This window comes from Mycobacterium sp. MAC_080597_8934 (genome assembly GCF_000523975.1).
In the GTDB taxonomy this organism is placed as follows: domain Bacteria; phylum Actinomycetota; class Actinomycetes; order Mycobacteriales; family Mycobacteriaceae; genus Mycobacterium; species Mycobacterium avium.
In genome coordinates this window covers 27,707-51,329 of record NZ_JAOS01000023.1, presented here as the reverse complement: position 1 = coordinate 51,329, position 23,623 = coordinate 27,707, and the positions used below count along the sequence as shown (strand labels likewise).

At 70.1% G+C, this 23,623-nt stretch carries 18 protein-coding genes; 6 read left to right on the top strand and 12 right to left on the bottom strand.

Translation table 11 applies throughout. The annotated features are described in order from the left end of the window. Positions 1-25: 25 nt before the first annotated feature. From NF20_RS12905 to NF20_RS12890, 4 genes are all read right to left on the bottom strand, one after another. Complete coding sequence (locus tag NF20_RS12905; RefSeq protein WP_003875562.1) at positions 26-619, bottom strand: TetR/AcrR family transcriptional regulator; 594 nt, start codon at positions 617-619, stop codon at positions 26-28. Further along, the gene (locus tag NF20_RS12900; RefSeq protein ID WP_031354714.1) at positions 619-1,860 is read right to left on the bottom strand and encodes a cytochrome P450; all 1,242 of its coding nucleotides are present in this window, start codon (positions 1,858-1,860) and stop codon (positions 619-621) included. Before NF20_RS12900 ends, NF20_RS12905 begins: the two co-directional genes overlap by 1 nt. A gap of 127 nt (positions 1,861-1,987) precedes the next feature. Continuing rightward, the gene (locus NF20_RS12895; RefSeq protein ID WP_003878433.1) at positions 1,988-3,355 is read right to left on the bottom strand and encodes an FAD-binding oxidoreductase; all 1,368 of its coding nucleotides are present in this window, start codon (positions 3,353-3,355) and stop codon (positions 1,988-1,990) included. A gap of 20 nt (positions 3,356-3,375) precedes the next feature. Beyond that, positions 3,376-4,623: an MFS transporter gene (locus tag NF20_RS12890; RefSeq protein WP_023897566.1), complete on the bottom strand. Its 1,248-nt coding sequence runs from the start codon at positions 4,621-4,623 to the stop codon at positions 3,376-3,378. Between the two features lie 71 nt (positions 4,624-4,694). Here NF20_RS12890 and NF20_RS12885 point away from each other — a divergent pair, with 71 nt between their 5' ends. From NF20_RS12885 to NF20_RS12875, 3 genes are read left to right on the top strand one after another with little or no spacing between them, the layout of a single operon-like run. Continuing rightward, positions 4,695-5,522, top strand: coding sequence for a uracil-DNA glycosylase (locus NF20_RS12885; protein ID WP_033711623.1), 828 nt, complete (start codon positions 4,695-4,697; stop codon positions 5,520-5,522). Positions 5,523-5,528: 6 nt separating this feature from the next. Further along, positions 5,529-6,656, top strand: coding sequence for an FAD-binding protein (locus tag NF20_RS12880; RefSeq protein WP_033711624.1), 1,128 nt, complete (start codon positions 5,529-5,531; stop codon positions 6,654-6,656). A gap of 56 nt (positions 6,657-6,712) precedes the next feature. Further along, positions 6,713-7,744, top strand: a complete 1,032-nt coding sequence (locus tag NF20_RS12875; protein ID WP_033711625.1) for an LLM class flavin-dependent oxidoreductase — start codon at positions 6,713-6,715, stop codon at positions 7,742-7,744. 13 nt (positions 7,745-7,757) lie between these two features. Here the strand turns inward: NF20_RS12875 and NF20_RS12870 are convergent, their stop codons facing one another. Continuing rightward, the gene (locus tag NF20_RS12870) at positions 7,758-11,687 is read right to left on the bottom strand and encodes a bifunctional diguanylate cyclase/phosphodiesterase (protein ID WP_255343258.1); all 3,930 of its coding nucleotides are present in this window, start codon (positions 11,685-11,687) and stop codon (positions 7,758-7,760) included. Between the two features lie 116 nt (positions 11,688-11,803). Beyond that, on the bottom strand, positions 11,804-12,238 hold the full coding sequence (locus tag NF20_RS12865; RefSeq protein ID WP_003875571.1) for an HIT family protein: 435 nt from the start codon (positions 12,236-12,238) through the stop codon (positions 11,804-11,806). Between the two features lie 82 nt (positions 12,239-12,320). On the opposite strand from NF20_RS12865, the gene NF20_RS12860 reads away from it, so the two are divergent. Beyond that, complete coding sequence (locus NF20_RS12860) at positions 12,321-13,706, top strand: amidase (RefSeq protein ID WP_011724125.1); 1,386 nt, start codon at positions 12,321-12,323, stop codon at positions 13,704-13,706. On the opposite strand, the gene NF20_RS12855 is transcribed toward NF20_RS12860, so the two are convergent. Beyond that, positions 13,703-14,200 carry a DNA-deoxyinosine glycosylase gene (locus tag NF20_RS12855; protein WP_011724126.1) on the bottom strand — a complete coding sequence of 166 codons (498 nt, stop codon included), beginning with the start codon at positions 14,198-14,200 and terminating at the stop codon, positions 13,703-13,705. The two genes, NF20_RS12860 and NF20_RS12855, sit on opposite strands and share 4 nt — an antisense overlap. On the opposite strand from NF20_RS12855, the gene NF20_RS12850 reads away from it, so the two are divergent. Continuing rightward, complete coding sequence (locus tag NF20_RS12850; RefSeq protein WP_010949628.1) at positions 14,199-15,356, top strand: adenylate/guanylate cyclase domain-containing protein; 1,158 nt, start codon at positions 14,199-14,201, stop codon at positions 15,354-15,356. The two genes, NF20_RS12855 and NF20_RS12850, sit on opposite strands and share 2 nt — an antisense overlap. A 289-nt stretch (positions 15,357-15,645) precedes the next feature. Continuing rightward, positions 15,646-16,221 carry a hypothetical protein gene (locus NF20_RS12845; RefSeq protein WP_011724127.1) on the top strand — a complete coding sequence of 192 codons (576 nt, stop codon included), beginning with the start codon at positions 15,646-15,648 and terminating at the stop codon, positions 16,219-16,221. Between the two features lie 46 nt (positions 16,222-16,267). Here the strand turns inward: NF20_RS12845 and NF20_RS12840 are convergent, their stop codons facing one another. From NF20_RS12840 to NF20_RS12820, 5 genes are all read right to left on the bottom strand, one after another. Further along, positions 16,268-18,082, bottom strand: coding sequence for a serine/threonine-protein kinase PknH/PknJ (locus NF20_RS12840; RefSeq protein WP_003875576.1), 1,815 nt, complete (start codon positions 18,080-18,082; stop codon positions 16,268-16,270). Between the two features lie 97 nt (positions 18,083-18,179). Continuing rightward, complete coding sequence (locus NF20_RS12835; RefSeq protein ID WP_011724128.1) at positions 18,180-19,325, bottom strand: BTAD domain-containing putative transcriptional regulator; 1,146 nt, start codon at positions 19,323-19,325, stop codon at positions 18,180-18,182. A gap of 109 nt (positions 19,326-19,434) precedes the next feature. Continuing rightward, the gene (locus NF20_RS12830; RefSeq protein WP_011724129.1) at positions 19,435-19,767 is read right to left on the bottom strand and encodes a DUF732 domain-containing protein; all 333 of its coding nucleotides are present in this window, start codon (positions 19,765-19,767) and stop codon (positions 19,435-19,437) included. A gap of 146 nt (positions 19,768-19,913) precedes the next feature. Further along, positions 19,914-21,830 carry an ABC transporter ATP-binding protein gene (locus NF20_RS12825; RefSeq protein WP_011724130.1) on the bottom strand — a complete coding sequence of 639 codons (1,917 nt, stop codon included), beginning with the start codon at positions 21,828-21,830 and terminating at the stop codon, positions 19,914-19,916. Further along, positions 21,827-23,584 (bottom strand): ABC transporter ATP-binding protein, encoded by a 1,758-nt coding sequence (locus NF20_RS12820; protein ID WP_011724131.1) that lies wholly within the window; start codon positions 23,582-23,584, stop codon positions 21,827-21,829. Before NF20_RS12820 ends, NF20_RS12825 begins: the two co-directional genes overlap by 4 nt. Between the last annotated feature and the right edge of the window lie 39 nt (positions 23,585-23,623).

Sequence of the window (23,623 nt, the reverse complement as noted above, 5' to 3'; positions counted from 1 at the left end):
GGCCGGCCCGACGCGACCTGCGGGCTTAGCCGCGGGCGGACACCGGCGTCACGATCGGGACGACGAACTCTTCGATCATCGCCCGCTCGTCGGCCTCGTCGTGTCCGGGAAACAGCAGCAGCGACGTGATCACCCGGACCACCCAGCGTGCCCGGCGCTCGACGACGGCGGGCTCTTCCGGGCCCAGCGAGCCGACGAACGCGGCGGCCAGGGCGGTGATCACCTCGGAGTGTTCGGCCAGCTCACCGGCGATGGGCGGGCGGGTGACGGCGAACCACGACGCCAGCGCGGGGTTGCCGCGGACCATCCGCAAGGTGGTGGTGATGCTCGCGGTCAGCCGCTGGCGGGGCTCGTCGATGCCGTCGATCTGTTCCATGATCGCCCGGCCCAGCCGGTTGGCCTCGCGGTGCACATACGCGGTGCGCAGCGCCTCCCGGTTCTCGAAGTACCGGTACAGTGTGGCGCGGGAACACCCTGCGGCCCTGGCGATTTCGTTCATGCCGATGGATTCCGAATCGCGCTGGGTGTAGAGCTCCTGGGCCGCGTCGAGGATCCGGTCGACGGCCGCCTCGTTGCGGTGTCCGGAAAGCCAGTCGGTGCTCCTGCGCGCGCCGGGCATCAGGACTTCACCCGGATCGGCACCGACAGCGGTCGCCGGACGTAGTTGCCGCCCGCCCACACGATGCCCGACTCGTCCACCTCGAAGTCGGGGCAGCGGGCCAGCAGCTCGGTCAGCGCGACCCGCGACTGCATCCGCGCGGCGGCCGCGCCCAGGCAGTGGTGCGCGCCGTGGCTGAACGTGAGGATGTTGCGCGGACAGCGGGCGACGTCGAGTTCGCCGGCGTCGGGCCCGTACTGGCGTTCGTCGCGGTTGGCCGACCCGTACAGCAGCAGCACCCGGCGCCCGGCCGGGATGGTGGTCCGGCCGATCGTCACGTCCCGGGTGGTGGTGCGGGCCAGCCCCTGCACCGGCGAGGTCAGCCGCAGCAGCTCCTCGACGGCGTCGGGGATCAGCTCCGGCTCGTCGACCAGCCGCTGCCTTTGGTCGGGCCGCTGGTGCAGCAAAGGCATTGACCCGCCGAGCATTCCGGTGGTGGTGTCGTTGCCGCCGGTGACCATGGTGAACGTGAAGGCCAGCACCGACAGGGTGCCGGCGATGTCGCCGTCGGCGCCCACCCCGGCGGACACCAGATGCGAGATGGTGTCGTCCTCGGGGTCGGTCCGGCGCCGCTCGATCAGCCCGGTGAAGTAGGCCATCATCGACGTGACCGCATCGCCCGCACTGCCCAGCGCGCCGGCGACACCGCCGTCGGCCGTGTTGGCCGCCACGATGGCCTCGGTCCAGCCGTCGAATTGTGCCCGATCTTCCTCGGGCACACCGAGATAGTGGGCGACGACCATCGACGGCAGCGGTTTGAACAGCTCGGCGACGATGTCCCCGCCGCCGGCCGCGCGCAGCCGTTCGATGCGCTCGACCACGAAGTCGCGCACCTTGGGCTCCACCGCCTCGACCTGCCGCGGCGTGAAGCCGCGCGACACCAGCTTGCGAAACTCGGTGTGCACCGGTGGGTCCTGCATCACGAACGGCGGATTGTCTTGCAGCCCAATGAGTTCCAGGTCGTCATAGTTGACCGTCAAACCCTTCGCCGAGGAGAAGGTTTCGTGGTCGCGGGCCGCGGCCCACACGTCGGCGTGCCGGGACAGCACGTAGTAGTCGTGCTCCGGGCGCTTGGGCGGGACGACGTGGTGCACCGGGTCGTGGTCACGCAGCGCGCGGTACATCGGCCACGGGTCGGCCCAGGTGTCGGCGTTGGGCAACTCGAACGCCACCGGCACGTTGTGAGACACAGTCGATGTCATGTCTCATTCGTACGACAGTTACGGGCGCTGTGTCAACCCCGTCGTGGCCTCCCGTCACGCTGGCGTGACGCTCGGCGGGCGAAGCCACGCTAGCGTGACGCTCGGCGCCAACTTGGCAACAAACAGCTCAGATCCCCGAGCCGGGGTTCAAGATGCCCTGCGGGTCCAGCGCCTGCTTGATCCGCCGGTTGAGGTCCATCACCTCGGGCCCCAGGTAGCCGGCCAGCCAGGGCCGCTTCAGCCGGCCGACGCCGTGCTCGCCGGTGATGGTGCCGCCCAGGCCGACGGCCAGGTCCATGATCTCGCCGAACGCCAGGTGTGCGCGCTCGGTCATGTCGGCATCGGCGGGGTCGTAGACGATCAACGGGTGGGTGTTGCCGTCGCCGGCGTGGGCGATCACCGAGATCATCAGGTCACGTTCGGCGGCGATGGCCGCGATCCCGGTGACCAGCCGGCCCAGCGCCGGAAGCGGCACCCCGACGTCTTCGAGCAGCAACGACCCCTTGGCCTCCACGGCCGGAATGCAGAATCGGCGGGCGACGACGAACGCTTCGCCCTCGTCCGGGTCGTCGGTCGAAAACACTTCCGTCGCAGCGTTTTCCGCGAACACCTTGGCCATGATCTCGGCGTCCTCGCTGCCGGCGCGGCCACGCTCGTCGGACCCGGCGACCAGCATCGCGGCCGCGCCGCGGTCCAGGTCCATCCGCAGGGTGTCCTCGACGGCGTTGATCGCGACGGAGTCCATGAACTCCAGCATCGACGGGCGCAGCCGCCCGGTGACGCCGAGCACCGCGCCGACCGCATCCTCGACCGTGGCGAAGCTGGCCACCACGACGCTGGAGGTGTTCTGCTTGGGCACCAGCCGCAGCGTCACCTCGGTGATGACGCCCAGGGTGCCCTCGCTGCCGACGAACAGCTTCGTCAACGACAGCCCCGCGACGTCCTTGAGCCGCGGCCCGCCGAGCCGAACGGCGGTGCCGTCGGCCAGCACCACCTGCATGCCCAGCACGTAGTCGGTGGTCACGCCGTACTTCACGCAGCACAGGCCGCCGGCGTTGGTGGCGATGTTGCCGCCGATGCTGCAGATCTCGAACGACGACGGGTCCGGCGGATACCACAGGCCGTGCTCGGCGGCCGCCTTCTTCACCTCGGCGTTGAACAGCCCCGGCTGGCAGACCGCCGTGCGGGTCACCGGGTCGACGGTGATGTCGCGCATCTTCTCCGTCGAGAGCACGATGCCGTTGTCCAGGGCGGTCGCACCGCCGGACAGGCCGCTGCCGGCCCCGCGGGTCACCACCGGGACGCCGTGCGCGCTCGCCCAGCGCAGCACGGTCTGCACCTCCTCGGTGCGCCGCGGCCGCACCACGGCCAGCGGTTTTCCGGCCGACGGGTCGAACGCGCGGTCCTGGCGGTAGCCCTCGGTCACCGTCGGGTCGGTGACCACAGTCCCGTCGGGCAGGTCGGCGATCAGGCTGGCCAAGGCTTCGGAGCTCACCGCCCGATCCTAAGCCCGCCTCACGGACCCGGGTCGTCGGCGAACTGCGGTGCCCGGTCCAGTTCGCGCAGCGACGGCAGGCCGCAGGCCACGACACCGATCGCCAGGATCGGCACCGCCAAGGTCAAAAAGGTGGCCTTCAGGCCGGCGGCGTCGGCCAGTGGGCCGGCGACCAACAGGCCCAGCGGCCCCGCCGCGTAGGTCAGTCCGGCCATCACCCCGACCACCCGGCCCCGCAGGTGATGCGGCGCCCGGGTCTGCATGACGAAGTTATAGATCGGCTGGATCGGGCCGTACACCACGCCGGTGACGGCGCACAGCCCCAGGATCACGGGCAACGGCGGCAGCACCGCGATACCGGCCGTCGTCGCCCCGAAGGTGAGCGTCGCCGTCAGCACCGCCGTCCGCCGCCGCAGCCGTGCTGACAGCACGCCATAGCCCAGCGCGCCCGCCACCCCGCCCAGCGCCAGCGCCATCAGCGCCCAACCCAACTGGGCCGGCTGGTGCTGATCGGCGAAATACTTGGGGAACAACACGCTTTCCATAGGCAGATACAGCGCGGTCACGGCCAGGTCGATCAGCCCCAGCGTGCGCAGCACCCGCAGGTTCCAGACGAACCGCACGCCCTCGGCGATGCCGGTCACCAGCCCGACCGGGCGGGTCGCCCGCGGCGGTTTGCCGGCACCTTCGAGCCGTAGCGCCCCAATTGCCAAGAAGGACAAGGCGAAACAACCCGCCGTCACCCACATCGTGTTGATGCCGCCCAGCGTGGCGATCAGCAAGCCGCCCAGCCCCGGGCCCACGATGAAAGCCAGATTCAGCATCGCCTCGTAGCTGCTGTTGGTGCGGTCCAGCGACCAGCCGGCCCGCGCGGCGGCCTCGGGCAGCATGGACTGGCGCGCCGTCATCCCGGCCGGGTCGAAAGCGGCGGCGCAGAAGGCCAATACGGCCAGCTCGGCGACGTCGATGGCCGCGGCGCCGAAGATCCAGGCGGTCAGCGGCACCGCCGTCACCGCCGCACCGGACAGCCAATCGCAGACCAGCGACACCCGGCGGCGCCCGAAGAAGTCGACCGCGGTGCCCGCGATCAATGTGGCGAGCACCAACGGCAGGGTCATGGCCGCGGCCACGATCGACGCGTCGGTGGCGCTGTGCCGGTGCTGCAACGCGAGCCACGGGAAAGCGACGATCGATATGCCGGTGCCCGCCGTCGCAAGCAGCGTTGCGAACAAGATCAAAAGGGCCGGGCCGCGGCTCGTGTCAGGCATGGGGATCGCGGGGAGAATGTAACCGCATACCCCGCGCGGCGGCCACTGAATTTCGCGGTGGCCGGCCGCGAATGCAGGATGTTGGTGTGCTCGAGCATCCGCGTACCGGCCAGGCGTTCGACTCGCCGGTGCCGGCCGGTAGCGGATGGCCGGGGGATCCGGCCACCCCGCAGACCCCGGTGGCCGCCGATGCCGATCAGGTGATCGCGTTGGCCCGCCACGCCGGCGCGATTCCCGAACTCGACGCGCTGGTCAGCGTGTGCCGGGCCTGCCCGCGGCTGGTCGAGTGGCGCGAGGAGGTCGCGGTGGTCAAACGCCGCGCCTTCGCCGACCAACCGTATTGGGGCCGGCCGGTGCCCAGCTGGGGATCGGCGCGGCCCCGGCTGCTGATCGTCGGGTTGGCGCCCGCCGCGCACGGCGCCAACCGGACCGGCCGGATGTTCACCGGCGACCGCTCGGGCGACCAGTTGTACGCGGCGCTGTACCGGGCCGGTCTGGTGAACCAGCCGACCAGTGTCGACGCGGCGGATGGGTTGCGCACCAAGCACATTCGCATCGTCGCGCCGGTGCACTGTGCCCCGCCGGCCAATGCCCCGACGCCCGTCGAGCGGGACACCTGCTGGCCCTGGCTGCAGGCCGAATGGCGGCTGATCTCCGAGCATGTCCGGGTGGTGGTGGCCCTGGGCGGCTTCGGCTGGCAGATCGCGCTGCGGCTACCGGGCGTGCCGGCCGCGCGCAAGCCCCGGTTCGGGCACGGCGTCGTCGCCGAGCTGGCGGCCGGTGTGCGGCTGCTCGGCTGCTACCACCCCAGCCAGCAGAACATGTTCACCGGTAGGTTGACACCAGCAATGCTCGACGACGTCTTCCGCGACGCAAAAGGACTGGCGGGGATCAAGTGAGTTGTCATGTCTGACGTGCTGGTGTCCGGTGCCAGCGTGGCCGGTACGGCGGCGGCCTTTTGGCTTGGGCGCCATGGCCATTCGGTGACCGTGGTGGAGCGCCATCGCGGGCCCCGGCCGGGTGGTCAGGCCATCGACGTGCGCGGACCGGCGCTGGGCGTGCTGGAGCGCATGGGGCTGCTGGCCGCCGCGGCGAAGCGCAAGACGCAGATCCGGGGCTCCTCGGTCGTCGACCGGGACGGCAACGAGCTGTCCCGGGACACCGAAGCCGCGATTTCTGGCCCCACCGGCGGGCCGATCGAGAGCACCGACATCGAGTTGTTGCGCGACGACTTGGTCGAATTGCTTTACGGCGCAAGCCAATGGACCGCCGAGTACCTGTTCGACGACACCATCACCGCGCTCGACGACGGGGGCGCGGCGGTCCGCGTCAGCTTCGAGCGCGCCGCCCCGCGCGATTTCGACCTGGTGATCGGCGCGGACGGCTTGCACTCCAACGTGCGGCGCCTGGTGTTCGGGCCGGAAGACGAGTTCATCGAGCGGTTGGGCACGCACGCGGCGATCTTTACCGTGCCCAATTTCCTGGGCCTGGACTACTGGCAGATGTGGCACTACGGGGACTCCACCATGGCCGGGGTGTACAGCGCCCGCGACAACGCCGAGGCCCGGGCCATGCTGGGCTTCATGGACGCCGAGCTGCGCCTCGACTACCGCGACACCGAGGCGCAATTCGCCGAGCTGGAGCGGCGGATGGCCGCTGAGGGATGGGTGCGCCCGCAGCTGCTGGAGTACATGCGGACCGCGCCGGACTTCTACTTCGACGAAATGTCGCAGATCAAGATGGACCGCTGGTCGCGCGGCCGGGTGGCGCTGGTCGGCGACGCCGGGTACTGCTGCTCGCCGCTGTCCGGGCAGGGCACCAGCGTCGCGCTGCTGGGCGCCTACATCCTGGCCGGCGAGCTGAAGGCGGCCGGTGAGGACCATGAAGCCGGTTTCGCCAACTATCACCGCGAGTTCGCCGACTACGTCCAGCGCAACCAATGGCTGGTGGTGGACAACATCCCGGGCGGCGCGCCGATACCGCAGGAGGTGTTCGAGCGCATCGTCGCCTCGATCACGCTCAAGGACTACTGATCCTCGGGTGCCCGTGCGCCGGGAAGGTTTGCCGGCGCCGGCGCGTTGACGCCAGCGTGCGTCTTTCCGTCCTCGATCTCGTCCTGGTGCGCACCGACCAGACCACCGGCGACGCGCTGGCCGCCACCGTGGCGCTGGCGCAGGCCGCCGATCGGCTCGGTTTCACCCGCTACTGGGTGGCCGAGCACCACAACATGCCGTCGGTGGGCGCCACCAGCCCGCCGGTGCTGCTCGCGTACCTGGCCCCGCAGACCACCCGGCTGCGGCTCGGCTCGGGCGGGGTGATGCTGCCCAACCATGCGCCGCTGGCGGTGGCCGAGCAGTTCGCGCTGCTGGAGGCCGCCGCGCCGGGCCGGATCGACCTCGGCATCGGCCGGGCGCCCGGCTCCGATCCGGTCACCTCCTACGCGCTGCGCGGCGGCCGCGGCGACGAGGACATCCAGCGCTTCCCCGACTACCTCGACGACGTGGCGGCGTTGATGAGCGCGCGCGGCGTGGTGGTGCCGCTGCGCTCGGGGGACTACCGGCTCAGGGCCACCCCTGCCGCCGCCGGCGAGCCGCGGCTGTGGCTGCTGGGCTCGTCGATGTACTCCGCGCACCTGGCCGCCGCCAAGGGGTTGCCCTACGTGTTCGCCCATCACTTCTCCGGCAAGGGAACCGAGGAGGCGCTCGAGGTCTACCGGTCGCGGTTCCGGCCCAGCGCGCTGACGCCCGAGCCGCTCACCTTTTTGACGGTCAACGCCGTAGTGGCCGAAACCCGGGACGAGGCAACGGCTTTGATGCTGCCCAACCTGCAGATGATGGCGAAGCTTCGCACCGGGCAGCCGCTCGGGCCGGTGCCGCTGGTCGAGGAGGCCGAGCACGCCGAGCTCACCGCCGAGCAGCGGCGCATCGTGGACAGCGGGCTGCGGCGCGCGGTGTTGGGCGGCCCGGCCGAGGCCGCCGAGCAGGTTCGGGCGCTCGCCGAGCGGTTCGGTGTCGACGAGGTGATGGTGAATCCGGTGGCATCGGCCCGCCGCGGGACCGACCCCGCCACCGCGCCGGCCCGGGTCGCGACGCTGGAGCTGCTGGCCAAGGAGCTGTTCTGACTCCCGGGCGAACTCACCCCCGGGACTGGCTGGGATCCGGCGCGTGGCTGGCGATCCAGGCCCGCAGCTCGTCGGGCGGCAGCGGCGGGGTGTGCACGAAGCCCTGGGTGATGTTGCAGCCGTAGCGTCGCAGCGCGTCCAAGGTGTCCTCGTTCTCGACGCCCTCGGCGACCAGGTCGGCGCCCAGGTTGTCCGCCAGCGCCACCGTGGACCGCACGATGGCGACCGAGCGTGCGTCGTGAGCCAGGCGCGCCACGAAAATGCGGTCCAGCTTCAACTCGTCGACCGAAACCTCCTGCAGGCGGGCCAGTGACGACCAGCCGGTGCCGTAGTCGTCGATCGAGATGCGAATTCCCAAGCGCTGCAACGCGGTCACGGTGTTGCGGGATCGCACCGAATCCACCAGCGCGCTCTCGGTGATCTCGAGGATGAGCGCGTGCGCGGGCAGGTCGTAGTTGGCGAGCAGTCTTTCCACGGTGCCGACGAGCTCGATGTCGAGCAGGTTGGTGGTGGACAGGTTGACCGCGACGGTGAGGCGCAGACCCTCTTCGCGCCAGGAGCGGACCTGTTGCAACGCCATGCTCAGCGTGCGGTTGGAGATCTTGCGCATCAACCCGGCGCGTTCGGCGACGGGCAGGAACTCCTCCGGCAGCAACGTCCCGCGGGTGGGATGCTGCCAGCGCAGCACGGCCTCGACGCTGTGGATGCTGCCGTCCCGCCCGTCGATCTTGGGCTGGTAGTGCAGTTTCAGCTCGTCGGTGTCGAACAACGCGGTGCGCAGTTCCTCGATGAGGTTGGTGTCGTTGTCGCGGTGGGCCTCGAACGCGGAGTCGTAGACCGCGATCTTGCTTCGCGCCGATTTGGCGTGCGCCAGCGCGGTTTCGGCGCGGCTCAACAGCTCCCGGGGATGGTCGCAGTGATCCGGACACAGCGCGATGGCGATGCGGCCGTCCACCTGGACGGTGATCGGATCCAGGGCGATCGGTTCGCTCAACGCCTCGAGCAGCCGGCCCGCCTGAGCGCTCGCGGCGGTGAGGTTGGCGCCGTCGGCCAGCAGCACGGCGAACTGGTCGTCGCCCACCCGGGCGAGCAGGTCGTCGCGACGGACGCTGCCGGCCAATCGATTCGCGATGTGGCACAGCAGCTCATCGCCGAATTGCCGGCCGATCGATTCGGTGATCTCGTGAAAGTCGCTCAGGCTCAACAACAACAGCGCGCGACGGGGGTTTGCCCGGCTCGGCATCGAACCGGCGCCGGGCGATGCCGAGCCGGGCAAACCCTGCAGGGCCGTCACCAGCTGGCGCCGGTTGGGCAGCGCGGTCAGCTCGTCGGTCATGGCGTGCCGGTCGTGGCTGTGCAGCAGGCTCACGTCGCGGAAGGTCAGCGAAAACCGCCCGGCTCCGACCACCAGGCTCAACGCCGCCAGGGTGGCGGCCGAACGCGAATGATGGGCCAGCACAATCACTCCCAGCGCCACAATGGTGGACGCCACCGGAGTGACATAGGGGCTGAAACGGCGTCGGGCCTGCGTCGCCGTGGCGGGCGGCGGCGCCCAGCTCGCCATCGCGATGAGCACCGACGACGCGGGCCAGCACACGTCCAGCAGGGAACCGACCCGATACGATCCGGCCGCCGTCTGGAACAGGTAGGCCCCGTCGGCGACCGCGAACAAAACCAGCCCCGCCACCAGCAGCGCCCAGCGAATCTCGTTGCGCCAGCCCAAGATCGGCAGCATGCCGGCCGCCAGGGCCAGCAGCATCAGATCGCACCACGGGTAGGCCAGCCCCACCCACACCGTCTTCGGTGCGTGCACCGCCGCCTGGTGCAGCGGGCCCGCGGTCAGCGCCGCGGCCACCGCGGCCAACGTCAACGCGCACACCACCGAGTCGAGCTGGACCGCGATCGGCAGCCGCTTGAGCCGGGCCCGCATCAGCAGCAGCAATCCGGCGTAGACGAACGGGTAGTAGGCCAGATACTCCGGGTCGGCCACCGACGGTGAGCGCCCGTCGGGCACCCACACCGCGTACACGACGTCGCCCACCGCCGAGCACGCCATGCCGGCGGCGATCAGCGCCCACGCCCACCGGTCGGCCGGAATCCGGCAGGCGCGCAGCGCGATCAGCCCGGCGGCGACGGCGTTCAGCGCCGAATACAGCGCCGTCGCCGAGAAGATTCCGTGCCCGGCGTCCGGATGCGCGACGCTGGACACGCTGAAGGCGACCACCCCGATGGCCAGCATCCCGAGGGCGGCCCGAATACCCCGCGGGGGCCGCCGGGCGGCGTCATGCGGGGAGGGTGACGAGGTGGCCGCGGTCGCGACCTGGGGCGGCGACGCCGGGGCCGCGCCGTTGCCCCCGGCGGCGACGGCGGCAACGGCGGTCGGTGCGGCCGAGCCGGGCGGCGGCGGGAACGCGTACGGCAGCGGCAGGTCCGGCATGAAGCTGCGAATGCATTGGCCCCCTTCGCGTTTGGCCGCATACATGGCCAGGTCGGCGTGCCGCAACAGCTGGTCGACGGTGCAGGTGGACGCGCCGGTGCACACCGTGAATCCGATGCTCGGCCGCACGGTGATCGGAATGCCGTCGATCAGGATGGCCCCGGTGAACGCCTCGAGGATGCGGTGCGCGGCCGCTTGGGATTCGTCGACGGAGGCCTCGATGACGGCCGCGAACTCGTCGCCGCCGAGCCGGGCGATGGTGCCGCTGTCGCCCAGCGCCGCGGTGAGCCGCTCGGCCACCCGGACCAGCAGCTCGTCGCCGGCGGGATGGCCCAGGGCGTCGTTGACCGCCTTGAAGTTGTCGAGGTCCAGGCACAGCACGGCGATGGGCGTGCCGTCGGGATGCCGGCGCGCGACGGCCTGTTCCAGCCGATGCACGAACAGCGCCCGGTTGGCCAGGCCGGTCAGGTTGTCGCGGAAGGCCTCCCGCGCGACCTCCGACAGCAGATTCTGGTTGTCGACCAGGACCACGAACTGCCGCGCCAGCACGGCGGCCACCAGGATTCCCAACGCGGCCAGCATGGGTTCGTGGATGGCTTTGCCCGCCGCGTGCCCCCACCCCACCGCGGCGGCCAGGATCAGCGGCAGGTAGGGCAGCCACAGCCGGGTCCGGAACTCGATCTCGTCCGGCGACCCCGGCGCCGGCTGCTCGTACACGCTGGCCAGCCCGGCCAGCGCCAAGGTGCCCACGCCGGCCACCCGGGCCAGGTCGCCGATGTCGTCGGTGTGGTAGCTGCCGATGCCGGTGTAGAAGACCATCGCGATGTCGGTGACGCTGATCGTGGCGATGCCACAGGCCAGCAGGCTGCGGCTGGGCCGGTCGCCGGGTCGCGCCCGGGACAGCGTCAGGATGGCCGTGGTCATCAGCACGATGTCGTTGAAGACCTCGGCCAGCGTCGCCACCTGGGTGCCGGTGTGTTCGCGCAGCTGCGCCTCGACGACGAACACCCAGGAGATGACGAACAGCGACGTCGCGACGATGAGGCCGTCGAGCAGCAGCCGGCGGGGGCTGTGCCGGGACAGCTGGGACAGCAGCACCAACGACGTCATGGCGCCGACCGGGAACAGCAGCAACACCATCTCGGCCGCCGCCGGGTGGGCGGCGTGTTCGAATTCGGGGCGGACGTCATAGACCGCCCAGATGACCTCGCCCACCGCCCAGCCGAGCAGCGCGGTCGTCAGCGCCAACCAGCCGTACCGGCGCCGTCCGGACGCGGCCCGGGCCGCCCGCGCGGCGCACATCGCCGCGACGGCCAGGCACACAAACATGACGAGGTCGTCGACCGGCCGGGTGCCGTACGGGCCGCGCCACCCGCGGACGGACGAGAGCAGCACCAGCAGGGCGGCCGTGCCGTACCCGCCGGCCAGCAGCCAGCCCACGCGCGCGGGCACCCCCGACCGCCGCCACGGATTCACCGCCCAGCGCTTCATCGCCGCTCCAGCCATCCCTTAGCTGTGGTAATCGACCTCACCACGAGTTACAGGGAATTAAACCGCTGCCGACGTGCGCGGAGTGCGGCTTTGACAGGGTTGGGCGCGGCGTGCGGGCGGCCGAGGCGGGCTCAGTCCGGCTGATTGGCGTCGATGCGGGCCAGCGCCAGGCGCAGGATCTGGCCGGTGGCGTCGCGGTCGGGATCGCGGCGCAGCAGCATTCCCTTGGCCACCGACAGCTTGTCGCCGTTGCGGCGCGGCAGGACGTGCAGGTGGATGTGGAAGACCGTCTGGAAGGCGGCGCTGCCGTCGTTGATCGCGATGTTGGTGGCGTCGGCCAGCTCCGTGCTGCGGGCGGCCCGGGCGATGCGCTGGCCCAGGGTCACCATCCCGGCCAGCGTCTCCGGCGGGGTGTCGGTGAGGTCGACGCTGTGCCGCTTCGGCAGCACCAGCGTGTGGCCGCGGGTGAACGGGCGGATGTCGAGGATCGCCAGGTAGTCGTCGTCTTCGTAGATCCGGATGGCCGGAGCCTCCCCGGCGACGATCGCACAGAACACGCAGGACATGTCGCCCACGGTACTGGTTGGCCCGCGACCGCCTCGTCCCCGCCGGCGCCGGCCCGGCCGATCCGCGGGATACGCTGCGGCGGTGAACGATCTCGCCTTCGCCGGCGCGGCCGCACAAGCGCGCATGCTGGCCAACGGTGACCTGAGCGCGCCGGAGCTGCTCGAGGTGTACCTGGAGCGGATCGCGCGGCTGGACAGCCAGCTGCGCTGCTACCGCGTGGTGCTCGCCGACCGGGCCCGGCGCGAGGCCGCGGCGGCGCAGTCCCGCCTGGACGCGGGCGAGCGGCTGCCGCTGCTCGGCGTGCCGGTCGCGATCAAGGACGACGTCGACGTCGCCGGGGAGGTGACCACCTTCGGCAGCGGCGGGCACGGACCCGCGGTCAGCTCCGACGCCGAGGTGGTGCGCCGGCTGCGCGCGGCCGGCGCCGTCATCATCGGCAAAACCAATGTGCCCGAGCTGATGATGATGCCCTACACCGAGTCGCTGACGTTCGGCGCGACGCGTAACCCTTGGGATCCGCGACGCACACCGGGTGGCAGCAGCGGCGGCAGCGCCGCGGCGGTGGCGGCCGGGCTGGCGCCGCTGGCGTTGGGATCCGACGGCGGCGGCTCGATCCGCATCCCGTCGACCTGGTGCGGCCTGTTCGGGCTGAAACCGCAGCGGGATCGGGTGTCGCTGGAACCCCACGACGATGCCTGGTACGGCCTGAGCGTCAACGGCCCGATCGCGCGGACGGTGATCGACGCGGCCGTGTTCCTCGACGCGACCTCCACGGTGCCCGGTCCGGAGGGGGAGTTCGTCGCGGCGGCGACCCGCGAGCCCGGCCGGCTGCGAATCGCGTTGAGCACCAAGGTTCCCACCCCGCTGCCGGTGCGGGTCGGCAAGCCGGAGCTGGCGGCGGTGCAGCAGGCGGGTGCGTTGCTGCGCGATCTCGGCCACGACGTCGTCACGGCCGACCCCGAGTACCCGGCCGCGGCGATCCTGGGCAACTATCTGCCCCGCTACCTGCGCGGGATCTGCGACGACGCCGACTCGTTGGCCCATCCGGAGCGGCTGGAGGCACGCACCCGCAACATGGCCCGGATGGGCTCGTTCTTCTCGGACCGCCGGATGGCGGCCATCCGGGCCGGCGAGGGCCCGCTGATCGCGCGGATTCAGGCGATCTTCGACGACGTCGACGTCGTGGTCACCCCCGGCACCGCGGCCGGCCCGTCCCGGGTGGGCGCCTATCAACGCCGCGGCGCGGTGTCCACACTGCTGCGGGTCGGGCAGTGCGTTCCCTACCAACAGATCTGGAATCTGACCGGCCAACCGGCCGCGGTGGTGCCGTGGGACTTCGACGCCGACGGCCTGCCGATGTCGGTCCAGTTGGTCGGGCGGCCCTACGACGAGGCGACCCTGTTATCGCTGTCGGCGCAGATCGAGGCCGCGCGACCGTGGGCCCTGCGCCGCCCACCGGTCTGTTAAGCGGAATTCCGCAGCACCGCCCACGCGGCTAGTTTGGCGCCCGGCGCCATCACGTGCGCCGGACTGGTCGACGGCAGCCGTTGAAAGCACACGTGATCGGGTGCCGTGGCCAGCCGACGGTAGAGCTCGGCGGCCTTGGCCCCGTTGAAGTACACCCGGGTGATCCCGGGGTGTTCGGCGAAGAACTCGCCGAAATCGTTGACCACCAAGCTGTTTGGCTCGATCGCGGAGTCGGCGCTGCCGGCCCGGCGGCACGCGTGCAGCACATCCCAGAGCGCGATTCGGTGGCGGCGCAGTTGCGCCAGCCGCCGTGGGTAGGGCGCGGCGGCGTCGAAGCCGAACAGCTCACCGGTGATCGACCAGAACGCGTTGCGTGGGTTGGCGTAATACTGGCCCGTCAGCAGCGATTGCGCGCTGGGGAACGAGCCCAGGATCAGCGTCCTGGCCCGCTCGTCGACGACCGGCGGGAAGCCCCGCAACAGCGGTGTGCTCATGACCTCACATGATGGCCTGCCCGCGTTGTACGTTGACGACGTGCACGACGGGGACGACCGGGACATCGAGGATCTGCTCGACGGTCTGCAGGGAACCGCGCGCACCGAACGCGCCGAACTGGTGCGGTGGCTGCTCGCACAGGGCATCACCGCCGAGGAGATCCGAACCACCAACCCGCCGCTGCTGCTGGCCACCCGGCACCTGATCGGCGACGACGGCACCTACGTGTCGACCCGGGAGATCAGCGAGACCTACGGCATCGATATGGCGTTGCTGCAACGGGTGCAGCGCGCCATCGGCCTGGTCCGGGTGGACGATCCCGACGCCGCCGTGCACATGCGCGCCGACGGCGAGGCCGCCGCCTTCACCCAGCGGTTCGTCGACGTGGGCCTGGACCCCGACCAGGTGGTGCTGGTCGCGCAGGTGCTAGCCGAGGGTTTGTCCCGCGCGGCGGAGGTGATGCGGTACTCGGCGCTGTCGGCGATCATGCGCCCCGGCGCCACCGAGCTCGAAATCGCCAAGGCCTCAAAGGCTTTGGTCACCCAGATCGCGCCCCTGCTCGGCCCGATGATCCAGCAGATGCTGTTCATGCAGCTGCGCCACATGATGGAGACCGAGGCGGTCAACGCCGCGGAACGGGCGGCGGGCAAACCGCTGCCGGGCGCCCGCCAGATCACCGTCGCGTTCGCCGACCTGGTCGGCTTCACCCGCATCGGTGAGGCGGTCTCACCCGAAGAGCTGGGGCAGCTGGCCAACCGGCTGGCCATCCTCGCCCGGGACGTCACGGTTCCCCCGGTCCGCTTCGTCAAGACCATCGGCGACGCGGTGATGTTCGTCTGCCCCGAGCCGCGGCCGTTGCTCGATGTGGTGCTGAAGCTGGTGGAGGCCGTCGACACCGACAACGAGTTCCCCCGGTTGCGCGCGGGAGTGGCCTCCGGGACCGCGGTCAGCCGGGCCGGCGACTGGTTCGGCAGCCCGGTCAACGTGGCCAGCCGGGTCACCGCCGTGGCCCGGCCGGGCACGGTGCTGGTCGCCGATTCGGTCTGGGACGTCATCGGGGACAACGGCGAGTTCTCCGGCTCGTTCGCCGGAGCGCGCCGGCTCAAGGGAATCAAGAACGAGGTCAAACTGTTTCGCGTCCGCCGCGGCGGCTGAGCGCCCGGCGCGCCAACCTGCGCACATGGGCAGGCCCGGCGCGACTCTAGGGGGCGTCTGACTCCGTCTTACGCGTGTCCTACGCGGCCGGATTCCTACCCCGTGTTCCGGCGCTTCGAATTGGTCGCTTTCCGGGCCTGCTTCGCTACTCAAAATACGCCGTCGAACAGCCCAGATCAACGGGTTCACCGGCCCCGGTATGCAGCGGTGACCGGGCCGTGACCGGCCGTCTTTCGCTGCCGGTGAACCGCCGTTCCCTTTGCACCCGTAACGGTGTAATCATGTAATCATGAAAGCGCATCACGCACACCGGCGGTACGGCCGCCCCGGCGGCTGGCAGCAGGCCCAGCAGCCCGATGCCAGCGACGCTGCGGAATGGTTCGCCGGGCGTCTCCCGGAACAGTGGTTCGACGGCGACCCGACGGTGATCGTCGACCGCGAGGAGATCACCGTCATCGGAAAGCTCCCCGAGCCGGCCGACGCCGAGAAGGAGGCGAGCGAGGCCCGCACAGCCGGCCGGGCATCGCGATTCCGCGAAGAGACCCGCTCCGAGCGAATGCGCATCGCCGACGAAGCCCAGGATCGCTACGGGCGCAAGGTTTCCTGGGGAGTCGAGGTCCGCTCCAAGACGGGCACCGAGCGAATCCTGTTCACCCACATCGCCGTACCCGTGATGACCCGGCTCAAGCAACCGGAACGCCAGGTGCTCGACACGCTGGTCGACGCCGGTGTCGCCCGGTCCCGCGCCGACGCGCTGGCGTGGTCGGTGAAGCTGGTCGGTGAACACGCCGAGGAGTGGCTGGCTCAACTGCGCGACGCCATGTCCGCGGTCGACGACCTGCGCGCGCAGGGCCCCGACCTGTAGCGCGAAAAGCACTGCACTCCAAGGGTATTCGCGTGCAGGCGACCGCTTACTCGTTGTCGATCTTGGCGACGATCTTGTCGGCGATCTGATCGCCCTGATCGGTGATGCGGTATCCGCAGGCGTTGATGTCGACGATCACGTTGTTGGCAACGCTGAGCGCGCGCTGGCACTCCCAGCCGTCGGCGCCCTCCTGGGTGTCCATCAGGGTGATCTTCGGCGGGGCGCCCTGAACCTGCGCGAACGTCCACCGGTAGGTCTTGCTCTTGTTGGTCACGGTCACCGTCTGGCCCGCGCATCCTTTCCACTTCTGCAGCGAGGTCTGCAGGAAGCTCTTGGCCTTGTCGGCGGACGGAAACAGCACCACGGCCTGGTTGACCCAGTGGTCGTAGTTGTCGCCGGGCTCCGACGACACCAGTCCGTTCACCGCCGAGTAACCGCTGCCCGCATACACCGGATCCTGGGTGGTGTACAGCGCGCCCTGGCAGTCCGGCACGGACACCGTCACCGACGAGCTGTCGGTGGCGGTGATCGGTTTGCCCGGCTCCATCGTCGAGGAGCCCATCACCGCGTTGACCTCGGACGCGCTGAGCAGCAGGGCGCCGAGCCGGTCGGAGGTCAGCGGTGCGGCCTGCGGGGGCTCCGGTTTGGGCCGGATCACCAGCCAGACGCCCACCCCGCCCGCGATGACGACGAGCACGGCGACGACCGCGGCGACGATCGGCCACACCCGCCGTTTGGGCGGCGGCCGGCCCCACGGCGGCGGCCCGGCGAATTGTGCTGGTGCAGCGGCCCAATTGGCGTTGCCGCCCTGGTAGTACGGCGGCCCGGGCTGCCCGGCGGCCGGGATCGGGCCGCTCTCCGGTGTCCAGCCCCGGCCAGCTTGTGACGCAGCGGAACCGGGCTGCCGGGTGTTGACGGCAGGCGGTGGCGCCAGCACCGTGCTGGCCCCGGCGTCGCGCTGCCCCGCGGCCGGCAGGGCGGCCTCTTGACTGCGCCGCAGGATGGTGGCGGCGCGGTCCTGGTCGGGGGTGGACAGCGCCTCCTTGGCGGCCAGCGCCAGATCGCCCGCGCTGGCGTAGCGATCCTCGGGCTTTTTGGCCATGCCGCGGGCGATCACCGCGTCGAAGGCCTTGGGCACCCCGGGCCGTCGCGCACTCGGCGCGGGAATGGGGTCCATCACGTGCGCCGAGACCAGCACCCCGGCGCTGTCGGCCCGATACGGCGCGGACCCGGTCAGGCACTCGAACAGCACGCATGCCAGCGCGTAGATGTCGGCCCGATAGGTGACCTCGGCGTCCGAAAACCGTTCGGGCGCCATGTATTTCCACGTCCCGACCGCCGTGCCGAGCTGGGTGAGCTTTTCATCGGTGGTGGCGCTGGCGATGCCGAAGTCGACCAGGTAGGCGAAGTCGTCGCGGGTGACCAGGATGTTTTGCGGTTTGACGTCGCGGTGCATCACCCCGGCGGCGTGGGCGGCATCCAGCGCGGAGGCGATCTGGGTGATGATGGCGACGGCGCGCGGCGGGGGCAGCGGGCCGAAGCGTTTGAGCACGCTGTCCAGGTCGGTGCCCTCGACCAGGCGCATCTCCAGAAACATCTGCCCGTCGATTTCGCCGTAGTCGTGCACGGGCACCACGTGCGGTTCCTGCAAACGACCGGCGGTGCGCGCCTCCCGCTTCATCCGCTCGCGAAACACCGGGTCGCTGCTGAAGCTTTCGTTGAGGAGTTTGACCGCCACCGTCCACTCCTTGACGGTGTGCTCGGCTTCGTAAACCTCACCCATCCCGCCGCGCCCGAGCAGCCGTTTCAGGTGGTAGGGGCCGAACATCGAGCCCACCTTCGAGGACCGCTCGTCGCTCATCGCGCATCCTTTCGACCCGAGACCGACAACGTGACGGTAAGCGCCCGCCCGTCGCGCCGCACGATAACGGCAACAATTGCCGCCGCCCGGTGCCGAGCTAACCGGCGTGCTGATTCTCTTCGGCCAGCCGGAAAGTGAATTCGTGCTCGCAGATCCGGATGCGGTCGCCGTCCTGCAGGACGGCGGCCGAGTGGATTCGTTGGTCTTGCACGTGCACGCCGTTGGAGGATCGCAGGTCGTTGATGATGTAGCTGGTTCCGGTGTCGACGATGACGGCATGGTGCCGGCTGACCTTGGGAGAGTCGAGGACGATGTCGTTGTCGTCGAGGCGCCCGATCGTCGTCGAGCCGCGCAGCGGAAACGCCCGCCCGGCCGCGTCGTGCAGCAGGGCTCCGGCGTTCCTGCCGGACGCCAGGGTGTAGTGCTCGAGCACGGTGACGGTGACCGCGGCGGTCGTCATGGCATTCTTCTTGGCGTCCAGCGGTTCCTGGCGCAGGATCCGGTCGTTGAGCATGCGCAGGTTCTGGCCCGGGTCGATCCCCAGGTCGTCGGCGAGTGACTTCTGCACGCGCCGATACGCGGCCAACGCGTCGGACTGACGGTCGGTGAGGTAGTACGCCGTCATCAACTGCGCCCACAGCTGTTCGCGGTAGGGATGTTCGCGGGTCAGCGATTCCAGTTCCGTGATTACGGAAAACGCACGGCCACAAGCTATTTCGGCTTCTGCCTGCGCGATGTGGGTCAGGATCTTCTCCTCCACCAGCGAGGTGGCGAAGGTGCCGACGAACCGGAACTCCGCCAGGTCTTCGAGCACCGGGCCGCGCCACTGCGCCAACGCGGCCGCCAGGTGCGCGCCGGCCTGTTCGAAGCGGCCGGAGGCCGCCGCCTGCACGCCGGCGGTCTTCTCGGTGATGAACCGACCGAGATCGCAACGGTCGTCGGGGATGTTGAGTCGGTAGCCCGGCGGCGCCGCGACCAGCACCGTGCGAGGGTCGACCCCGGCGTTGCTGAGCAGCTTGCGCAGGTTGGATACGTAGGAGTGGAGGCTGGCCCGCGCCCCCGACGGCGGCGACTCGTCCCACAGTCCGGTGATCAGCCGATCGATGCCGACGGGGTTGTTGCGGTTCATCAGCAGCATGGCCAGCACCGCGCGCTGCTTGGGCGTGCCCAGGGGCACCAGGTCGCCGTCGACGGTCATCTCCAGCGGTCCGAGCAGGCCGAACTCGAGACGCTTGGCCATCATCGGGTTCGACCTGCCGTGCGGGGGGTCGGGTGGCAGGGAGGTCACAGGGGAGATTGTGACGCCCGGCGGCCGGATTCGTTGCGAATCCGAAGGGCCCGCGCGCGACCGGCTAGGCGGGCTGGCCGGAGAATTGCGGGCAGTAGGCCTGTGTCGCGGCGGTGACCAGGCCGGCCGCCTGCGGGGGAGTCAGGTTGGTCTGCCGGAAGACGGCGACGGTGACGGCGGTCGGGGTCTTGCCGGCGGACAGTTCAGCGCATACCTGGTGGCCCTCCCGCACGGCCTCCTGCGGCGACGGGAAAGAGACGCCGAGGCTTCGCATCTGGGCGAGGAACATCTCATCGCCGGTCTGCACGGTGCGGGCGGCGGCGGGTCCGGCCAGTCCGACGGCGGCGAGCCCGATGGCGGCGGTGATGAGCACGGTGATGATGCGGCGCGAGAACATTGTTGCCACCCCTTTCAGTTATCGAGTAGGACGATCCCAGCGTCGCGTTTGTTCCTTGGAAACTTCTCAATAACTTCTTGGTACCGAACGCGATTGCTTATCGATGCGCAGATCGCGGTGCCCGTCGTCGCTGTGTCCGCCCACCGCTATGCCTGGGTCATCGCGTAGTACACACCGCGCCGGGCCAGCAGTTCGGCGTGAGTGCCCTGTTCGAATATCCTGCCCGCCTCGATCACCGCGATGCGATCGGCATCGCGGATGGTCGAAAGACGGTGCGCGATAATGAAACTCGTGCGATCCCGGCGCAGTTCGCGGGTCGCGTGCGCGATCAGGGCCTCGGTGCGGGTATCGACCGAGCTGGTCGCCTCGTCCAGGATCAACAGCTGCGGACGGGCCAAAAACGCGCGCGCGATGGTGATGAGTTGCCGTTCACCGGCGCTGAGGTTGCCGCCGTCGCCGCTCACCCGGGTGTGGTAGCCGTCCGGCAGGTTCTGGACGAAGCGGTCGACGTAGGCGGCCCTGGCGGCCGCCACGATCTCGTCGTCGCCGGCGCCGGGGCGCCCGTAGCCGATGTTCTCCGCGATCGTCCCGTCGAAGAGCCAGGTGTCCTGCAGCACCATGCCGATTCGCGACCGAAGCGCCCGCCGGTCCATCGTGGCGATGTCCACGCCGTCGATCGAAATCCGGCCGGCGTCAACGTCATAGAACCGCATCAGCAGATTCACCAGCGTGGTCTTGCCGGCCCCGGTGGGGCCGACGATGGCCACCGTGCTGCCCGGTTCGGCCACCAGTGACAGGTCGTCGATCACCCGGATGCCCGGGCGGTAGGCGAAGCTCACGTGCGCGAACTCGACGCGTCCGCCTCCTCCTGCGTCGCGGCCGGCGGGCCCCGGCGCGGTCGGCTTCTCCTCCGGCGGTGCGTCCGGCGGTTCCTCGGGCTCGTCGAGCAGGGCGAAGACGCGTTCGGCGCTGGCCACCCCCGACTGCAGCGTGTTGTACATTCCGGCCAGTTGGCTCAGCGGTGAATTGAATTGCCGCACATATTGAATGAAGGCCTGGATGTTGCCCAGGGTGATCTGTCCGGTGGCCACCTGCAGGCCGCCCAGGACGGCGACCGCGGCGTAGCCGAGGTTGCCGATCACCGCCGTCGCGGGCGCCACCAGGCCGGAAAAGAATTGGGCCCCGAAACTGGCCCGATAGACCTCGTCGTTGAGGGCGCGGAAGCGGTCCCGGGCGGCGGCCCGGTGGCCGAACGTCTGGACCACCGTGAAGCCGCTGTAGGTCTCTTCGATGTGGGCGTTGAGCCGCCCGACGCTCGTCCACTGGGCGACGAACAGACGCTGCGAACGCCGCACGATCACCCGCGTCGCCAGCAGCGACAGCGGCACCGTCAGCAGGGTGATGCCGGCGAGCAGTGGTGAGATGGACAGCATCATCGCCAGCACCGTCAGCACGGTGAGCACCGACGTCAGCAGCTGGCTGATCGTCATCGACAGCGACGACTGGATGTTGTCGATGTCGTTGGTGACCCGGCTGAGTAGCTCACCGCGCTGACGCCCGTCGAAGTACGCCAGCGGCAGCCGGTGCACCTTGTCCTCGACGGCGGAACGCAGCGCCACCATGGTGCGTTGCACCGTGCGGTTGAGCAGCCGCGCCTGCACCCAAATCAACAGTGCCGAAACGAGATAGAGGAGCAGCGCCAGCGCCAGCGTGCGTGCGACCGCGCCGAAGTCCACCCCGCGGCCCGGCACCACGTTCATCCCGGACAGCAAGTCGGCGAAGGTGTTCTGCCCGCGGCTGCGCGCCGCGGCGACCGCCTGCGCCTTGCTGATCCCGGCGGGCAGTTGGCGGCCGACGACGCCGTTGAACAGCAGGTCGGTGGCGTGCCCCAGAATCCGCGGAACCATCACCCCGATCACCGTGCCGGCGATGCCCAGCGTGATCACCGCGATGGCCGTCCGACGTTGCGGCGCAAGCTGTTTGACCAGCCGGGCGGCCGAGCCCCAGAAATCGCGGGACCGCCCGGCGGGAGCCGGGGGCGCCGGGCGGGTGGTCGTCGTCATGGGGTGCTCCCGGTGTGACCCGACGGCACTGCCCCCACCGACTGCGAGTCGGCGAACTCGGCGTAGACGGCGCAATCGGTGAGCAGCGCATCGTGCGTGCCGGCACCCGCCACCTTTCCGTCGTCGATCACCACCACCTGATCGGCGGTCGCGGCGATCGAAACACGTTGCGTGACAACGATAACGGTGGCGTCACAGGTTATCTCGCGCAGCGCGGCACGAACCCGAGAGTCGGTGCGGGCGTCGAGCGCGGCGAACGAATCGTCGAACAGGTAGATGGCCGGGCGGCGGATGACCGCCCGGGCGATGGCGAGTCGTTGCCGCTGCCCGCCCGAGAAGTTGATGCCGCCCTGGGCGACCCGCATGTGCAGGCCGTCGGGGTGCGCACCCACGAAATCGTCGGCGGCGGCCACCCGCAACGCCTCCCACATCTGCTGCTCGGTCGCATCGGCCCTGCCGTAGCGCAGGTTGTCCGCGACCGTCCCGGAGAACAGGTAGCCGCGTTGGGGGACCAGACCGATCGCCGACCACAGCCGCTCGGTGCGGTAGTCACGCACGTCGATGCCGTCGATCTGGACGGCTCCGCCGGTCACGTCGTAGAGCCGGCAGATCAACGAGATCAGCGTCGACTTCCCCGAACCGGTGCTGCCGACGATCGCGGTGGTGGTTCCGGGTCGCGCGGTCAGCGAAATGTCTTGCAGCACCGGACGGTCGGCGCCGGGGTAGGTGAACGTCGCACGGTCCAGTCGCACGATCCCGGTGATCGCCCCCGGCGGGGACTTCGGGCTGGCCGGGTCGGCGACGGCGGCGCCGGTGGACAGCACCTCGGTGATCCGTTCGGCGCACACCGACGCGCGCGGCAACACCACCAGCGTCATCGTCGCCATCAACACCGCCATCAGGATCTGGGTGAAGTAGGCCAGGAAGGCGGTCAGCGAGCCGACCTGCATCTGGCCGTGGTCGATGCGCAGCCCGCCGAACCAGATCAGCGCGACGCTGGACACGTTGATGGTCAGGGTGGTCACCGGCAGCATCAACGCCTGCCAATTGCCCGCCGCCAGCGCGGTATTCGACAGCGTGGCGTTGGCCCGGTCGAAGCGGTCCCGCTCGAAATCCTCCCGGGCGAACGCCCGTACCACCCGCACACCGGACAGCTGGTCGCGCATCACCCGGTTGACGCCGTCGATCAGGGCCTGCATGCGGCGGAAGAGGGGAAGCATGTGCGACATCACCCAGTAGTTGGTCAACGCCATCACCGGGACGCTGATAAGCAGCAGCCAGGTCAGGGCGGCCTCTTGGTGGATGGCCATCACGATTCCGCCGAGGCACATGATCGGGGCGGTCACCAGCACGGTGGCCGTTATCTGCACCAGGTACTGAATCTGGCGCACGTCGTTGGTGCTGCGCGTCAGCAGGGTGGGCGCCCCGAAGCGGGCGGTCTCCCGCTCGGAGAAGGTGATGACGTGCTCGAACATCGCCGCGCGCAGGTCGCGGCCGAAGCCCATCCCGGTGCGCGAGCCGAAATAGACCGCGCCCACCGCGCACAACGCCTGCACTGCGGTGACCCCGAGCATCACCACGCCGAGCCGCACGATGGTGGAGGTGTCGCCCTTGGCGACGCCCTCGTCGATGATGGCGGCGTTGACCGTCGGCAGATACAGCGACGCCAGATTGCTGATGACCTGCAGCGCCATCAGCACCGCCACCAGCCGCCGGTACGGCTGGATGTACTGGCGCAGCAGTGCCAGGAGCATGGGGTAACTGTCGCACACCCCGCGCCCGGCCGGCCGCGT

Bases quoted from the DNA above. Each gene is read 5' to 3' on its own strand.
- NF20_RS12825 (WP_011724130.1), bottom strand. From the start codon at position 21,830: ATGACGACGACCACCCGCCCGGCGCCCCCGGCTCCCGCCGGGCGGTCC.
- NF20_RS12850 (WP_010949628.1), top strand. From the start codon at position 14,199: ATGACCTCACATGATGGCCTGCCCGCGTTGTACGTTGACGACGTGCAC.
- NF20_RS12900 (WP_031354714.1), bottom strand. From the start codon at position 1,860: ATGACATCGACTGTGTCTCACAACGTGCCGGTGGCGTTCGAGTTGCCC.
- NF20_RS12855 (WP_011724126.1), bottom strand. From the start codon at position 14,200: ATGAGCACACCGCTGTTGCGGGGCTTCCCGCCGGTCGTCGACGAGCGG.
- NF20_RS12905 (WP_003875562.1), bottom strand. From the start codon at position 619: ATGCCCGGCGCGCGCAGGAGCACCGACTGGCTTTCCGGACACCGCAAC.
- NF20_RS12840 (WP_003875576.1), bottom strand. From the start codon at position 18,082: ATGAGCGACGAGCGGTCCTCGAAGGTGGGCTCGATGTTCGGCCCCTAC.
- NF20_RS12835 (WP_011724128.1), bottom strand. From the start codon at position 19,325: ATGATGGCCAAGCGTCTCGAGTTCGGCCTGCTCGGACCGCTGGAGATG.
- NF20_RS12830 (WP_011724129.1), bottom strand. From the start codon at position 19,767: ATGTTCTCGCGCCGCATCATCACCGTGCTCATCACCGCCGCCATCGGG.
- NF20_RS12890 (WP_023897566.1), bottom strand. From the start codon at position 4,623: ATGCCTGACACGAGCCGCGGCCCGGCCCTTTTGATCTTGTTCGCAACG.
- NF20_RS12880 (WP_033711624.1), top strand. From the start codon at position 5,529: ATGTCTGACGTGCTGGTGTCCGGTGCCAGCGTGGCCGGTACGGCGGCG.
- NF20_RS12820 (WP_011724131.1), bottom strand. From the start codon at position 23,584: ATGCTCCTGGCACTGCTGCGCCAGTACATCCAGCCGTACCGGCGGCTG.
- NF20_RS12845 (WP_011724127.1), top strand. From the start codon at position 15,646: ATGAAAGCGCATCACGCACACCGGCGGTACGGCCGCCCCGGCGGCTGG.
- NF20_RS12885 (WP_033711623.1), top strand. From the start codon at position 4,695: ATGCAGGATGTTGGTGTGCTCGAGCATCCGCGTACCGGCCAGGCGTTC.
- NF20_RS12870 (WP_255343258.1), bottom strand. From the start codon at position 11,687: ATGGCTGGAGCGGCGATGAAGCGCTGGGCGGTGAATCCGTGGCGGCGG.
- NF20_RS12865 (WP_003875571.1), bottom strand. From the start codon at position 12,238: ATGTCCTGCGTGTTCTGTGCGATCGTCGCCGGGGAGGCTCCGGCCATC.